At 73.3% G+C, this 14,866-nt stretch carries 14 protein-coding genes; 8 read left to right on the plus strand and 6 right to left on the minus strand.

Annotation, left to right across the window (positions count from 1 at the left end; translation table 11 throughout):
• The first annotated feature begins 148 nt into the window (after positions 1 to 148).
• A complete protein-coding gene (locus HCJ94_RS30970) occupies positions 149 to 1,144 on the plus strand; it encodes an ArsR/SmtB family transcription factor (RefSeq protein ID WP_168003338.1) in 996 nt (331 codons plus the stop codon).
• 175 nt (positions 1,145 to 1,319) lie between these two features.
• Here HCJ94_RS30970 and HCJ94_RS24160 read toward each other — a convergent pair whose 3' ends face one another.
• Positions 1,320 to 2,408 carry a coenzyme F420-0:L-glutamate ligase gene (locus HCJ94_RS24160; RefSeq protein ID WP_168003339.1) on the minus strand — a complete coding sequence of 363 codons (1,089 nt, stop codon included), beginning with the start codon at positions 2,406 to 2,408 and terminating at the stop codon, positions 1,320 to 1,322.
• Positions 2,405 to 3,352 (minus strand): 2-phospho-L-lactate transferase, encoded by a 948-nt coding sequence (gene cofD, locus HCJ94_RS24165; protein ID WP_168003340.1) that lies wholly within the window; start codon positions 3,350 to 3,352, stop codon positions 2,405 to 2,407. Before cofD ends, HCJ94_RS24160 begins: the two co-directional genes overlap by 4 nt.
• Before the next feature lie 100 nt (positions 3,353 to 3,452).
• On the opposite strand from cofD, the gene HCJ94_RS24170 reads away from it, so the two are divergent.
• The 6 genes from HCJ94_RS24170 (at position 3,453) to HCJ94_RS24195 (ending at position 10,081) form a co-directional block, all read left to right on the plus strand.
• A complete protein-coding gene (locus HCJ94_RS24170) occupies positions 3,453 to 4,367 on the plus strand; it encodes a hypothetical protein (RefSeq protein WP_168003341.1) in 915 nt (304 codons plus the stop codon).
• Positions 4,368 to 4,548: 181 nt separating this feature from the next.
• Positions 4,549 to 7,059: a bifunctional FO biosynthesis protein CofGH gene (locus HCJ94_RS24175; protein WP_168003342.1), complete on the plus strand. Its 2,511-nt coding sequence runs from the start codon at positions 4,549 to 4,551 to the stop codon at positions 7,057 to 7,059.
• A 159-nt stretch (positions 7,060 to 7,218) separates the two neighbouring features.
• Positions 7,219 to 7,506: a hypothetical protein gene (locus HCJ94_RS24180; RefSeq protein WP_168003343.1), complete on the plus strand. Its 288-nt coding sequence runs from the start codon at positions 7,219 to 7,221 to the stop codon at positions 7,504 to 7,506.
• Positions 7,507 to 7,624: 118 nt separating this feature from the next.
• The gene (locus HCJ94_RS24185) at positions 7,625 to 9,025 is read left to right on the plus strand and encodes a DUF4331 domain-containing protein (protein ID WP_168003344.1); all 1,401 of its coding nucleotides are present in this window, start codon (positions 7,625 to 7,627) and stop codon (positions 9,023 to 9,025) included.
• Positions 9,026 to 9,042: 17 nt separating this feature from the next.
• On the plus strand, positions 9,043 to 9,378 hold the full coding sequence (locus HCJ94_RS24190) for a phospholipase (protein ID WP_168003345.1): 336 nt from the start codon (positions 9,043 to 9,045) through the stop codon (positions 9,376 to 9,378).
• 445 nt (positions 9,379 to 9,823) lie between these two features.
• Positions 9,824 to 10,081 (plus strand): WhiB family transcriptional regulator, encoded by a 258-nt coding sequence (locus HCJ94_RS24195; RefSeq protein WP_013731688.1) that lies wholly within the window; start codon positions 9,824 to 9,826, stop codon positions 10,079 to 10,081.
• A gap of 61 nt (positions 10,082 to 10,142) precedes the next feature.
• Here HCJ94_RS24195 and HCJ94_RS24200 read toward each other — a convergent pair whose 3' ends face one another.
• Positions 10,143 to 10,592 (minus strand): metallopeptidase family protein, encoded by a 450-nt coding sequence (locus HCJ94_RS24200; protein ID WP_168003346.1) that lies wholly within the window; start codon positions 10,590 to 10,592, stop codon positions 10,143 to 10,145.
• Positions 10,593 to 10,745: 153 nt separating this feature from the next.
• On the opposite strand from HCJ94_RS24200, the gene HCJ94_RS24205 reads away from it, so the two are divergent.
• Positions 10,746 to 11,117, plus strand: a complete 372-nt coding sequence (locus tag HCJ94_RS24205) for a DUF3499 domain-containing protein (RefSeq protein ID WP_168003347.1) — start codon at positions 10,746 to 10,748, stop codon at positions 11,115 to 11,117.
• Between the two features lie 148 nt (positions 11,118 to 11,265).
• Here HCJ94_RS24205 and HCJ94_RS24210 read toward each other — a convergent pair whose 3' ends face one another.
• Genes HCJ94_RS24210 through HCJ94_RS24220 form a run of 3 tightly spaced genes read right to left on the minus strand, consistent with a single transcriptional unit; the run spans position 11,266 to position 14,635 of the window.
• The gene (locus tag HCJ94_RS24210; protein ID WP_168003348.1) at positions 11,266 to 12,642 is read right to left on the minus strand and encodes an NAD(P)/FAD-dependent oxidoreductase; all 1,377 of its coding nucleotides are present in this window, start codon (positions 12,640 to 12,642) and stop codon (positions 11,266 to 11,268) included.
• Positions 12,642 to 13,304: a pyridoxamine 5'-phosphate oxidase family protein gene (locus tag HCJ94_RS24215; protein WP_168003349.1), complete on the minus strand. Its 663-nt coding sequence runs from the start codon at positions 13,302 to 13,304 to the stop codon at positions 12,642 to 12,644. Before HCJ94_RS24215 ends, HCJ94_RS24210 begins: the two co-directional genes overlap by 1 nt.
• Positions 13,289 to 14,635: an aspartate aminotransferase family protein gene (locus tag HCJ94_RS24220; RefSeq protein ID WP_168003350.1), complete on the minus strand. Its 1,347-nt coding sequence runs from the start codon at positions 14,633 to 14,635 to the stop codon at positions 13,289 to 13,291. Before HCJ94_RS24220 ends, HCJ94_RS24215 begins: the two co-directional genes overlap by 16 nt.
• Positions 14,636 to 14,866 lie beyond the last annotated feature (231 nt).

Here is a 14,866-nt window from a genome sequence, read left to right on the forward strand (position 1 = left end):
CGGTGGTTCCCGAGCAGTGGAAGCATGCCCAACGCGCCGGGGAGGCGTCGAGGATTTTCAGCTCAGACTTAAAGGTGGTGATAACTGTCGCCCAGGTAGAGTGCGAGAGGCCGTCGGTGCCCCCTCCGCCGCCGGCACGGGAGCGCCCATGTTGAGGATTTACTTCACCGGAGAGGACATTCTCCGCACCCGGGTGGCGCCGGCACCGGACCCGCTCTGGGAACTGGTCCTGAGCCTGCACCTGCTGCAGGGCCGCAGCCGCGACCCGCTGATGTCGACCTGGCGGCGCAGCGTGGCCCGATGGCTCAGCCAGGACAACGCCTCCGACCAGTTGCGGCTGCTCTTCGCCCTCAACCCGCCGCGCGGCTACTTCCCCGACTTCCTGACCCCCTACGAGAGCATGTCGGGTTTCGACGCCGGGCTCGACGCCGTCCGCAGCACACCCGTGCCCATGCTCCGGCGGGACGTCGGCCTGCTCGCCGGGGCCAACCCCCTGCCGTCCTCGGCGTCCGCGCTGGCCCGGGGCGAGACCGAGGTGCTCGCGCACCTGACCCGGTCCATGGAGCAGTACCGCGACCTGGCGATCAGCCCGTACTGGCCGCGGATCCAGGCCGCCGTGGAGGCCGACCGGAACCGGCGGGCGCGGGCCCTGCTCGACGGTGGTGTGGAGGGGCTGCTCGCCAGCCTGCGCCCCGCGATGCGGTGGGACTCCGGGGTGCTGGAGGTGCGCGACTACCCGGACAGCCGGGAACTGCACCTCGACGGTCGGGGCCTGCTGCTGGTGCCGTCGTTCTTCTGCGCCCGGACCCCGGTGGCGCTGCTCGACCCGGCGCTGCCCCCGGTGCTGGTCTATCCGGTGGACCGGCTGGGTGGGCTGGCGCCCGCCGCCGGTGGGGACGGCGTGCCGGCCGCCGGGCGGGAGGCCCTCGCCGCGCTGCTCGGTCGCACCCGGGCCGCGGTGCTCGAGGCGAGCACCGACGGCTGCACCACCGGGGAGGTGGCCCGCCGTCTGGACATCTCGGCCGCCGCCGCGAGCCAGCACGCGACCGTGCTCCGCAACGCCGGCCTCCTGGTGAGCCACCGCGACCGCAACACCGTCCTGCACACCATCACCCCGCTGGGCCGCGCAGTCCTGAACGCCTGACCGGCGCCACCCCTCCCGCCCCCGGCCCCCTGCCCTCCCGCCGCGATCTTGCACTTTCGGCCCCCAACTTGTCCCTTGTGGGCGGTTCTGTCGGGGCAGGAAGTGCAAGATCGGCGGGAGGGGGGAGCGGGGAGCGGGGAGCGGGGAGCGGGGAGTGGGGAGTGGGGAGCGGGGGTTACAGGGCTAGGAGTGCTGCTGCGGGGGTGCCGGGTGGGGGTGGGAGGAGGGTCGACTGCAGGCCCTCGGCGGCCAGGGCGGCACGGAGGCGGTGCAGGTCCGCTCCGAACCGCACCAGGCCGAACGGGTCGACCGGGGTCGCCGGGGAGCCCAGCACCAGTGTCGTCGCCCCGGCCGGCCAGTCGGGCACGGTCGCGACGAGCCGTTCGCGTACCTCCGGGTCGGTGACGTGGGTGAAGACCGTGCCGGGCGCGACCGCGTCGGCCACCGCGGCGATCGCCCGGTCGACGGCGGCCAGGTCGGCCGGCGCGGTCGCCGTGCCGTCGGTGAGCCTGGCGGCGTCGGCCAGCCCGGCGGCCCGGGCCTCGGCGGTGCCCAGCGAGAACAGGTCGAGCGACGAGTCCCGGACCAGCGCCTTCGCGCCGATGCCGTCGTCCCCACGGGTGGTGGCCAGGTAGCCGCGGACCACCGCCACCGGCACCTGGTCACACTTGCCCTTGATCAGCTCGCCGGCGCCGGCCAGTTCGTCGACCACGGCCATCTCGGTGAGTTCGAGCTCGTTGCCGTACGGGTCGACCTCGCCCCGATGGTCCCGGATGGCGTCCATCCCGGCCACGCCGAGCGCCACGTCGGTGAGCCCGTTGCGCCAGGGCCGCCCCATCGTGTCGCTGATGATGACCGCGACGTCCAGGCCGTACCGCTCGCGGAGCGCGGCGCGCAGCGCCCGGGCCGACGCGTCCGGATCGACCGGCAGCAGCACCAGGCGGGTCTTGTCCACGTTGGAGGCGTCGATGCCGGCCGAGGCCATCACGAAGCCGTGGTGGGTCTGCACGATCCGCGTCGCGCCCCGGGTGGCGACCACCCGCGCGGTCTCCGCGGCTAGGACCTCCGCGCGGGCGGCGAGCCGCTCCGGCCCGTCCGCCGGTACGTCGACGAGCCGCCCCTCCGCCTTGGAGACGATCTTGCTGGTCACCACCAGCACGTCCCCGTCGCGCAGCCAGGGCGCGGCGGCCGTGATCATGGCGGCGAGGTCGTCGCCCTCGGACACGTGGCCGATGCCGAGCACCGGCAGGATCTCCAGCCTCACGTCAACTCCACCGCGGCGCGGACCATGGCCGTCGTCGCCGCCTCGTCGGTCATCCGCAGCGGCACCGCGCGGACCGTCACACCCGGCACCGTCGTCTCCGCGTCCTCCGGCGCGACCAGCCACCCGTCGAGCAGGCCGCCGTCCGGGCGCCCGCCGTAGAGCCCGCCGACGCCGGCCGCGTTGCACTCGACGCCGAGGACGGCCAGGCACCGGTCGGCCATCCCGCGGACCGGGGCGGCGCCGATGATCGGCGACACGCCCACCACCGGGGCGGGGCCGTCGGTGACCGCTTCCCGTAGCCCGGGCACGGCCAGGATCGGCGCGATGCTCACCACCGGGTTGCTGGGCGCGATCAGCACCACGTCGGCGCCGGCGATCGCCTCGGTCACCCCGGGAGCCGGCTTCGCGGTCTCCGCACCGACGAAGACGAACCGGTGGGTGGGCAGGTCCGCCCGGTACCGGATCCACCACTCCTGGAAGTGGATAGCCCGCTGGCCGCCGTCCACGTCGACGACGACGTGGGTCTCCAGGCGGTCGTCGGTGGCCGGCAGCAGGCGTACGCCGGGCTCCCAGCGGCTGGCCAGCGCCTCGGTGACCTGGTGCAGCGGGTACCCACCGTTGATCATGGTGGTGCGGACCAGGTGCGTGGCGACGTCCTTGTCGCCGAGACCGAACCAGGTGGGCTCGGCCCCGTACGCGGCCAGCTCCTCCTTCACCGTCCAGCTCTCGCCGACGCGGCCCCAGCCACGCTCCGGGTCGGCCCCGCCGCCCAGCGTGTACATGACGCTGTCCAGGTCGGGGCAGACCTTGAGCCCGTGCAGATAGAGGTCGTCGCCCACGTTCACCACGGCGGTCACCTCGGCGCCGATCTCCCGGGCGTACGCCCGGACGCCGAGCAGGAACCGGGCGCCGCCGATGCCGCCGGTCAGAACCACGATGCGCATGTCGACCATCCTCGCGTACGCGCCGCCTCCGGGGCCGCGTCCACCCGGGAGACTAGGCTCACGTCGGCATCTGTCCGCTTCCGCCCTGAAGGGGGACTTCGTGAGCAGCCCCGTCGAGCCGGCGTCCACCGATCCGACGCCGGCCAGCCAGCTGACCCGGCCGCTGCGTGAACCGGCCGCGTTCGTGCTCATCGGCGCGAACGCGGTCTTCCTGTTCGTCGGCCTGATCCGGCTGCTGACGCCGACCGGGTACGGCACCTTCACCGGGCGCGCGGGCAGCGCGTTCTTCGCCTTCGCCGGGATCGAGGCGGTGGTCCTGCCCCTGCTGGCGGTGCTGCTCGCCACGCACCTGCGGCCGGTCCTGCCGAAGGCGAAACTGATCACCCAGGTGGCCGTCGGCGAGTACGCGGTCAGCGCCGCCCTCGGCGGGCTGACCTTCCTGATCTGGTCGTTCGGTCGCCTCGCCGAGGGTGAGGTGACGGACGCCTTCCTCGGCGTGCTCACCCGGCTGGCCGGGCTGGCGCTCCTCCTGGCCGCCGGCTACGTCGTGTACAAGGTCTGGCGCACCCTCTACCACGTGCCGAAGCCCAAGCCGCAGCCCGGCGTCTACGGCACCCCCCAGCCCGGCTGGCCCGGCCATCCCGGCGGCCACCCCGGTCAGCCAGGCCACCCCGGTCAGCCAGGCCACCCCGGTCAGCCCGGCGGCCACCCCGGCTGGCCCGGTGCCGGCCAGTCCGGCGGCTGGGCGGCCCCGACGCAGTACGGCGCCCCGTACGGCCAGCCGACCCCGCCGTTCCCGGCCGCCCCGCACGCGGCCCCGCCGGCGAACCCGGCGCCTCACTCGGCCCCGCCGGCCGCCCCCGCTCCGCACCCCGCCCCGCCGGCCGCCCCGCCGTTCGGGCAGCCGCCCTCGGCCGACCCCACCCAGACGATCCCCCGCCAGGCGGCCGAGCCCCCGACGCCGCCGTACGACGAGTCCCACCGCACCCAACGCATCAACCCCTCCGACGAGTGACCAGCCCGGCATTCGAGCGGTGATCAAGAGGTTTTCGTCCTGGTGCGCGTGCCATCGGGACGAAGACCTCTTGATCACGTGGGCGCGGGCGCGGTCGGCGCGGCCGGCAGCGGCGCGTGGGGTATCCCACCGCGCGGATCGGTTCGAGCGAGCCTCCGTGCCGAGCGCCTACGCTGAGCGGATGGTTGATCGCACGGAGCCGGGGCCGACCGACGCGAGCGTGCGGCGGGCAGTGCGCCGGGCCGCGTCCGGGCGGGCGCTCGACGCCGACGAGGCCACCGCGCTGCTCGGCGCGCGGGGTGACGCGCTGGACGAACTGCTGCGGGTCGCCGGCGCGATCCGCGACGCCGGGCTGCGCGAGGCGGGGCGGCCGGGCGTGGTCACGTACTCGAAGAAGGTCTTCATCCCGCTCACCCGGCTCTGCCGGGACCGGTGCCACTACTGCACCTTCGCCACGGTGCCGCACCGGCTCCCGGCGGCGTTCCTCGACCGCGACGAGGTCCTGGCGATCGCCCGGCAGGGTGCGGAGCTGGGCTGCAAGGAGGCGCTGTTCACCCTCGGCGACCGGCCGGAGGAGCGCTGGCCGGCGGCCCGGCGGTGGCTGGACGAGCGCGGCTACGACTCCACGCTCGACTACCTGCGCTCCTGCGCGGTGGCCGTGCTGGAGGAGACCGGCCTGCTGCCGCACCTCAACCCCGGCGTGCTGACCTGGTCGGAGCTGCAACGGCTCAAGCCGGTCGCGCCGAGCATGGGGATGATGCTGGAGACGACGGCCACCCGCCTGTGGGCCGAGCCGGGCGGCCCGCACTACGGCTCACCGGACAAGGAGCCGGCCGTCCGGCTGCGCGTGCTCGACGACGCCGGTCGGGTGAACGTGCCGTTCACCACCGGGCTGCTCATCGGCATCGGCGAGACGCCGGCCGAGCGGGTCGACGCGCTGTTCGCGATCCGCCGCGCGCACCGGGAGTACGGCCACCTCCAGGAGGTGATCGTGCAGAACTTCCGCGCCAAGCCGGACACCGCCATGCGCGGGATGCCGGACGCGGAGCTGCATGACCTCGCCGCCACCGTCGCGGTGGCCCGGGTGCTGCTCGGCCCGAAGGCCCGCATCCAGGCCCCGCCGAACCTCATCGCGGGCGAGTACGACCTGCTGCTGCGCGCCGGCATCGACGACTGGGGCGGGGTGTCCCCGTTGACCCCGGACCACGTGAACCCGGAGCGTCCCTGGCCGCAGATCGACGAGCTGGCCCGGCACACCGAGAAGGCCGGCTTCACCCTGCGGGAGCGGTTGACCATCTACCCGGAGTACGTCCGGGCCGGCGACCCGTGGCTCGACCCGCGCCTGCTGCCGCACGTCGACGCCCTGGCCGACCCGGCCACCGGTCTGGCGGTGGAGGAGGCCCGGCCGGTCGGCCGGCCGTGGCAGGAGCCGGACGAGACGTACGGCGGGCGGATCGACCTGCACGCCACCATCGACACGACCGGCCGGACGACGGACCGGCGCGGCGATTTCGACCAGGTCTACGGCGACTGGTCGGCGGTGGCCGGCAAGGTGAGCGCCGGCGCGACTGCCGGGTCCGGCGACCACGACCTGCGGGCCGGCCTCCGGCTCGCCGCCGCCGACCCGGCCGCACTGCTGGAGCCCCGGCACGCCGACGCGGCCCTGGCCCTGTTCGCCGCGGACGGTCCGGCGCTGGACGAGCTGTGCCGCACCGCCGACGACGTGCGCCGCGACACCGTTGGTGACGACGTGACGTACGTGGTCAACCGCAACATCAACTTCAGCAACGTCTGCTACGTCGGCTGCCGGTTCTGCGCCTTCGCCCAGCGGGAGCGCGACGCCGACGCGTATCGGCTCTCCGTCGACCAGGTCGCCGACCGGGCCGAGGAGGCCTGGGCGGCCGGGGCCAGCGAGGTCTGCCTCCAGGGCGGCATCGACCCGAAGCTGCCGGTGACGGTCTACGCCGACCTGGTGCGCGCGATCAAGGCGCGGGTGCCCGGCATGCACGTGCACGCGTTCTCCCCGATGGAGATCGTCACCGCCGCGGCGAAGGCGGGCGTGTCCGTCCGGGAGTGGCTGACCGGGCTGCGGGAGGCCGGGCTGGACACCATCCCCGGCACCGCCGCCGAGATCCTCGACGACGACGTGCGCTGGGTGCTCACCAAGGGCAAGCTGCCGGCCGCCGCCTGGGTCGACGTGGTCGGCACGGCCCACGAGCTGGGCATCCGGTCCAGCTCCACCATGATGTACGGGCACGTCGACCATCCCGCCCAGTGGCTCGCGCACTTCCGGGTCCTGGCCGGCGTGCAGGACCGTACCGGCGGGTTCACCGAGTTCGTGGCGCTGCCGTTCGTGCACACCAACGCCCCGATCTACCTCGCCGGCATTGCCCGCCCGGGGCCGACCTGGCGGGAGAACCGGGTGGTGCACGCGATGTCCCGCCTGCTCCTGCACGGGCGCATCGACAACATCCAGTGCTCGTGGGTCAAGTTGGGTGACGAGGGCACGGCCGAGATGCTGCGCAGCGGCTGCAACGACCTGGGCGGCACCCTGATGGAGGAGACGATCTCCCGGATGGCCGGTTCCGGCAACGGCTCGGCCCGTACGGAGGAGCAGTTGGTCGCCATCGCGGCGGCTGCCGGGCGACCGGCGCGCAAGCGGACCACCGCGTACGGTCACGTCTCTTCGTAGTTTCGAACCTTTCCCCGCCGCCGGCCGTACCAGAGCGTGCCGGCGGCGGTTACGGCGAGGACCGCCGCCGGCGACCCCCTCCGCGGGGCGGGCACCGCCGGCCGGGCCCCGCGTCCGTCACCGCGGGCGCACCCGCCCCCGCCGCCGGAAAGGTTGCCCATGCCCAGTGCTCAGCCTGATCAGCCGAAGCGGCCCTGGCCGCGACTGACCCGCCGGCAGACGTTGACCGCGGCCGCGAGCGCCACGCTCGGCGCCGCCGCGCTCACCGTGCCGGGTCTGTCCGCCGCGCAGAACGCTCCCGGTGCCGCGGCGAACGCGGACGACCCCATCGTCGTCCACCTGCGCGACGCCGCCACCGGCACGATGGACGTCTTCGTCGGCACGTCCCGTATCGAGGTACGCGACCGCGGCCTGGCGGACCGGCTGCGGCGCGCCGCACGGCGCTGAGCCGTACCCCGCGGCGTTGAGCCGTTCCACGGCCGTTCGGCACGTCCCGGCCCGGCGCGGGCTCTCGGCGCCCGGCCGTCCGCAACTTCCTTCCCCGCACAGTGAGGTTTGGTCCGCCATGTCTTCGCACCGCGAGGCACCGGAGATCGCCAAGGATCCGGTCGCCGACAGCTCCGACCTGTACGCGTTCGTCAGTCCCGACCGTCCGGACTCGGTGACGGTCATCGCGAACTACGTTCCGCTGCAACTGCCGTCCGGCGGCCCGAACTTCTTCGAGTTCGGCGACGACGTGCGGTACGAGATCAACATCGACAACGACGGTGACGGTCAGGCCGACGTCACCTACCGGTTCGAATTCACCACCGAGATCACGAATCCGAACAGCTTTCTCTACAACACCGGGCCGATCGATTCCCTGGACAGCCCGAACTGGAACCGCCGGCAGTTCTACAGCCTGACCCGCATCGCGGACGGCCGGGAGCACCGCCTCGCGCACAAGCTCCCGTGCCCGCCGTGCAACGTGGGACCGCTCTCCACCCCGAAGTACGCCGAGCTCGCGCGCCAGGCCACGTACACGCTCTCCACGGGGGAGCGGGTGTTCGCCGGGCAGCGGGCCGACGGGTTCTTCGTCGACCTCGGCGCCATCTTCGACCTGGGTACGCTGCGCCCGTTCCAGCAGCTCCACGTGGCCGGGAAGAAGATCTTCAAGGCCGAGGGGGATCCGGTCAACGCCACGGACCGGATGAACGTGCACAGCATCGCCCTCCAGATTCCCTGCACCAAGGTGCGCCGGCGCGCCAACCGGTACGGCGTCACCGACCGCGCCTCGGTCATCGGGGTGTGGACGGCGGCGTCCCGCCGGCAGGTCCGGGTGCTCGGCGACCGGGGCGCGGCGGACACCCCCGCCGGCCCCTTCACGCAGGTCTCCCGCCTCGGCAACCCGTTGTTCAACGAGGTGATCGTGCCGATGGCCCAGAAGGACGTCTGGAACTCGCTGCCGCCCACCGAGGACAAGCGGTTCGCGAAGTTCGTCGAGCGACCCGAGTTGGCGGCCCTGCTGCCGGCGCTGTACCCGGACGTCTTCCCGAACCTCGACCGGCTCAACAAGGCGAAGAAGGCCCGCGCCGACCTGGTGGCGATCCTGCTGACCGGCATCCCGGAGGGACTGATCGACGGCTTCACCAACAACACCGGCGAGATCCAGGCCGACATGCTGCGGCTGAACACGGCGATTCCGCCGAGCCGCAAGCCGGACCGCTTCGGTGTCCTGGGTGGCGACCTCGCCGGCTTCCCGAACGGCCGCCGGGTCACCGACGACGTGGTGAGCATCTCGCTGCGGGCCATCGCCGGCCTGACCGTGCCGCTGGTCGACCGGGCGTTCCAGCCGGACGCGGCGGCCGCGGCGGTGACGCCGGGGCTCAGCGCCGCCGACGTGACCGCCCCGTTCCTCGGGAACTTCCCCTACCTGGGTACGCCGTACGACGGCTTCAACAATCCGCCGGCCGACTCGGCCGCCTGAGCAGACCGGGAGCGCTGATGCACACGCACGAGCACGCGTACGGGCCGTCGGAGCGGGGGAGCGTCGTCCTCGACCTGGGCGGCGACACCGGAGTGCTGATCATCTACACCGGACAGGACCTGCGCGGCCGGGAGATCGAGGTCAGCCGGCAGGACGCGCCCCGCACGCACTCGGCGGTGCGGGAACGCCGGGTCCAGGACGGCACGTTCCACAGTGCTGTCTACCCGGATCTGCCGGCCGGTCGCTATACCGTCTGGTGGGACGAACGTACGCCCGCCGGCACGGTCGACGTCCTGGGTGGATCGATCGCCGAATTCCTCTGGCCGACCAGCGCTCCGCGGGCGGTGGGCTGACCCTCCGCCCCGTTCCGGCCGCTGCGCCCTGTCCACGATGTGGGCAGGGCGCTCGCGGCGTTCGACGGCTCGACGGGCGGCCGGCGCGCAGTCGCGTTAACCTGAGCCACACCAAGATCAACCATCCTGGGCGGAGGGCGGCCCACCGCGCCGGCGGGACGCCACGGGAGAAAACTCCGGCAACTCGCCGGAGAGGGCGTTACTCGGCCGGGGTCTGAATCGATAGGGCAGGTTGCGAGGCCGGGTGGTCGGATGGCCGTCCGGAGGGTGTCGGGAGGGCGACTCCATTATCAAGTTCGGCTTGACGGCGCACGCATTACACGCGTGTAATTTGAATGGGGTTGTTCGCACGGAACGCTACAAATCGGTACCGGACGGACAAGCACGCCTTTCGCGTGGGGGGTTGCAGCGGCGATGACGCCGGTGCGCGACAAGGAGGCAATTGATGGACGGCCAGCTTGAGGCGGCCGACCTGCTCGGAAACGCGCCGGAGTGGCAGGAGCGGGCGCTGTGCTCGCAGACCGACCCGGAGGCGTTCTTTCCCGAGAAGGGCGGCTCGACCCGCGAGGCGAAGCGGATCTGCTCGCGTTGCGAGGTCAAGACCGAGTGCCTCGAATACGCTCTCGGCCACGACGAGCGGTTCGGCATCTGGGGCGGCCTCTCCGAGCGTGAGCGCCGCAAGCTCAAGCGGCGCGCGGCCTGACGCAGCGACGGATCCGGGGCGGTGGGGGCCGCTCCGGATCCCGGTCCGCGCATCGACGGCCTCAGGCCAGCTCGTCCGGGTCGACGCCGAGCAGGTTCGCCACCTGCTCGATGATGACGTCGTGGACGAGGTCCGCGAGGTCCTCCCGGTCCATGGCCCGGAACTCCAGCGGCCGCCGGTAGAGCACGATCCGCGGGGGCACCTCCTGCCGGCCGGGTCGGCCGGGCAGCAGCCGGGCGAGCGGCACCTCGCCGTCCTCCAGCACGTCGGAGTCGTAGACGTTCAGCTCCGGGGGCACGTCCTCGACGGCGAACTCGACGCCCGCCAACTCCTTGGCGAACCGCCGTTCGAGGGTCTCCACGGTGTCCAGCACCAGGTCGTCGAAGATCTCCGCCTTCGTGCGTGCCAGCGGCACGGTAGCCGGTACCAGACGCCCGCGCAGGCCGCGTCCGTGCCGGTCGCGGCGGGTGCGCCGGCCGGAGCCGGGGCGACGGTGTTCCGGGCTTCCCATGACGCACAGGGTAGCCCCCTACCAGGGCCGGCCTGCGGCAGCGCCGTCCCGCAGGCGCGGCGGGACCCGGCCGGCCGAATTGTGATCACCAAGACGGGCGTGTCGTAACGCGAACCGGTGCGCCGGAGCCGGTAATGGAGATACCCTGCCGCCGTGAGGTCACCACGGCGCTGCTCCCGAAACGGCTGCCCCCGGCAAGCGGTCGCCACATTGACCTATGTCTACAACGAGTCCACCGCTGTGGTGGGCCCGCTGGCCGCCTTCGCCGAGCCGCACACGTACGACCTCTGCGAGCCGCACGCCCGGAGCCTGACCGCCCCGCGCGGCTGGGACGTGGTCCGGCACGAGGGCGAGTTCGAGCCGCCGCCGCCCACCACGGACGACCTGGTCGCCCTGGCCGAAGCGGTCCGCGAGGCCGCCCGGCCGGTCGCCCCCCGCCCCCCGGAGGACGACCACGACCCGGCCACGACCGCACCCCCAACCGGCCGCCGCGGCCACCTCCGGGTCATCCCCCCAACCCACTGACCCGCCCCCTCCCCCCTCCACCCTGCCCCCTGCGGACCCCCCGGGGATCTCCGCGTTGATCATGGGGTTGGCGGGTGGTTTGATCTCCAAATCGCCCGCTAACTCCATGATCAACGGGGGTGAGGCGGGGCGGGGCGGGCGGGTTCGGTCAGTGGCCCAGGAGGCGGTTGAACAGGGCGGCGCGGCGGGAGGGGCGGGCGGAGCGCAGCTCCGCCTGGTCGGCGCTGAACATGATCTTCAGGCCGGCGTTCACCGCCAGCCAGCGGAGGGGTTCCGGTTCCCAGTTCGGGGAGCGGTGGTTGACCCAGGGGAGCCGGGTCAGGTCGGTGGCCTCGCCCCGGATCAGGTCCGCGAGGCTGCGGCCGGCCAGGTTGCTGGTGCCGACGCCGTCGCCGACGTAGCCGCCGGCCCAGGCCAGCCCGCTGGCCCGGTCCAGGCCGACCGACGCCGCCCAGTCGCGGGCCACCCCCAGGGGTCCGCCCCACGTGTGGGTCACCGGCACGTCCGGGCCGAGCACCGGGAACAGCTCCGAGAGGGTACGCCGCAGCGCCGCGAAGACCTGCGGCTCCCGGTCGTACACGGGGTGGACGCGGGAACCGAAGTGGTACGGCGCGCCCCGCCCGCCGAACGCCAGCCGCCCGTCGCCGGTGCGCTGCCCGTAGATGATCACGTGGCGGTGGTCGGAGAACGTCTCCCGCTCGGCGAGCCCGATCTCGGCCCACGTCGACGCGGGCAGCGGCTCGGTGGCGATCATCAGCGAGTACACCGGCGCAACCGCGCGCCGCTGGCCGGGCAGCCGTGGCGTGTACCCCTCGGTCGCGCGCACCACCACCGGCGCCCGTACCGTCCCGGCCGGGGTCACCGCGGCGCCGGGCCGGATGGCGGTGACCGGTGTGCGCTCGTGGATGGTCACCCCGCGACGTTCGACCGCCCGGGCGAGCCCGCGTACCAGGCGGGCCGGATGCACGGCGGCGCAGTGCGGCGTGTACGTCCCACCGCGTACCCCCTCGGCGGCGCAGCGGGCGGCGGCCTCAGCGGCGTCGAGCAGCGCCAGGTCACCGTCGTCGAGCCCGTACTCCCGGGCCTCCGCGACGGCCGCGCGCGCCCGGTCCAGTTGCGGCCCGCTGCGGGCGAGCACGACCGTCCCGCCGTACGCCCAGTCGCAGTCGATGCCCTCGGCCGCGACGACCCGGCCGACCTCGGCGACGGTGGCGTGCATCGCGCGCTGCATGGCGATCGCCGCGTCCCGGCCGTGGCGGCGGGCCAGCGCGGGCAGTGCGGTGGGGAAGAGCGCCGAGCACCAGCCGCCGTTGCGCCCCGACGCGCCGTACCCGGCGATCTCGGCCTCCAGCACGGTGATCCGCAGCGTCGGGTCGGCAATGGCCAGGTAGTACGCCGTCCACAGGCCGGTGTAGCCGGCACCCACGATCACCACGTCGGCGTCGGTGTCGCCGGGCAGTGACGGGCGCGGTGCCAGCGGTTCGTCCACCGTGGACATCCAGTACGACAGGTCGTGGTAGCGCATCACCACTCCGGAGGTGCCAGGTCGAAGCGGAGCGCCGGGTCGGGCTCCGGGGTGCCGAGGGACTCGACCACCGGCACGACGCCCGCCCAGACCGCACGGTCCAGGTCCTCGGCCGGGTCCTCCGGCGGCCCGGCGCTGATCTTCACGGAGCACTCGGTCAGCGGCAGCGCCAGCACGAGCGTGGCGGCCAGCTCCTTCGCCGACGGCGGCCGGATCACCGACCAGCGACCGGGCAGCAGGTGCTCGGAGAGTTGTTCCAACCCGCGCAGCTTGTCGTCACCGTCGAGGGCGGCGAGCGTGCCGAGCACCATGGCGCAGCGGTAGTTCATCGAGGACTCGAACGCGCTGCGGGCCAGCACGAGGCCGTCGAGCAGGGTGACGGTGAGGCAGGCCGGCGCGCCGGCCGCCAGGTGGCGGAAGAGCCGGCTGCCGGTCGACCCGTGCACCAGCACCCGGTCACCGTCGCGGGCGTAGGCGACCGGGAGGGCGTACGGCTGGCCGCCGTCGACGATGGCCAGGTGGGCGACGCGGCCGGCGTCGAGCACCGCGTGCAGGGTGGCCCGCTCGTGCACGGCGAGGTCGGGGAACCGGCGTACGCGGGTACGCGCCGTCCGCCCGACCTCGCCGCCGTCGTCGCCGCCCTGGCTCAGAGCCGGGACCATGCCTCGGTGAGGACGGCCCGCAGGATCTGCTCGATCTCGTCGAACTGCTGCTGCGCGGCGATCAGCGGCGGTGCGAGCTGCACCACGGGGTCACCCCGGTCGTCGGCGCGGCAGTAGAGGCCGGCCTGGAACAGGGCGGTGGAGAGGAAGCCGCGCAGCAGCCGCTCGGACTCCGCGTCGTCGAACGTCTCCCTGGTCGTCTTGTCCTTGACCAGCTCGATGCCGTAGAAGTAGCCGTCGCCGCGGACGTCGCCGACGATCGGCAGGTCGTGCAGCTTTTCCAGGGTGGAGCGGAAGGCCGCCTCGTTGGCCCGTACGTGCCCGACCAGGTCCTCCCGGGCGAAGACCTCCAGGTTGGCCAGGGCCACCGCGCAGGAGACCGGGTGCCCGCCGAAGGTCACCCCGTGGGCGAACATGCCCGTCTCGGTGAGGAACGGCTCCATCAGCCGGTCGCTGGCGATCATCGCGCCGAGCGGGGCGTACCCGGAGGTGATGCCCTTGGCGGTGGTGATGATGTCGGGCTGGTAGCCGTAGCGGACCGCGCCGAAGTACTCGCCCAGCCGGCCCCACGAGCAGATCACCTCGTCGGAGACGAGCAGCACGTCGTACGCGTCGCAGATCTCGCGGACCCGCTCGAAGTAGCCGGGCGGTGGCGGGAAGCAGCCGCCCGAGTTCTGCACGGGCTCCAGGAAGACGGCGGCGACGGTGTCCGGCCCCTCCCGCTCGATGGCGCGGCCGATCTCCTCGGCGGCCCAGCGGCCGAACGCCTCGGGGGAGTCGCCGTGCTCCGGCGCCCGGTAGAAGTTGGTGTTCGGCACCTTGATGCCGCCGGGCACCAGCGGCTCGAAGTCGCTCTTGATGCCGGGCAGCCCGGTGATCGACAGGGCGCCCATCGAGGTGCCGTGGTACGCGATGTAGCGGCTGACCACCTTGTGCTTGTTCGGCTTGCCGGTGCGCTTGAAGTACGCCCGGGCCAGCTTCCACGCCGCCTCGACGGCCTCCGAGCCGCCGGTGGTGAAGAAGACCCGGTTGAGGTCGCCGGGGGTGAGCGCGGAGATCTTCTCGGCCAGCTCGACGGCCTTCGGGTGCGCGTACGACCACAGGGGGAAGTACGCCAGTTCGCCCGCCTGCTTCGAGGCGGCCTCGGCCAGTTCGGCTCGGCCGTGGCCGGCGTTGACGACGAAGAGCCCCGCGAGCCCGTCCAGGTAGCGGCGACCCTGTGCGTCCCAGACGTACGCGCCCTCGCCGCGCACGATGGTCGGCACCTCGCCGGCGGAGTAGCTCGCCATCCGGGTGAAGTGCATCCAGAGGTGGTCGGTGGCGTTGGCCATGTCAGCCCCATCGGGTCTCGGGCCGGTCAGGGGTGACACCGGCCGCTCTGCCCACGGTTATCCCACAGCCTCAGGCCGTCTGGCAAGTGGGATCGGTTGTCCCGACGCGATGATGCAACGGATTCAGCGAGTGGCGATCGGGTGGGCAACGGAATCCGCAGCCGGATGTCGTGGCCGGGCAGCGGCAGGTCGGGGCTGGTGCGGGCACTGTCGAGATGCCCCATCTGTGCG

Source organism: Micromonospora thermarum (genome assembly GCF_012034245.1).
Classification (GTDB): domain Bacteria; phylum Actinomycetota; class Actinomycetes; order Mycobacteriales; family Micromonosporaceae; genus Micromonospora; species Micromonospora thermarum.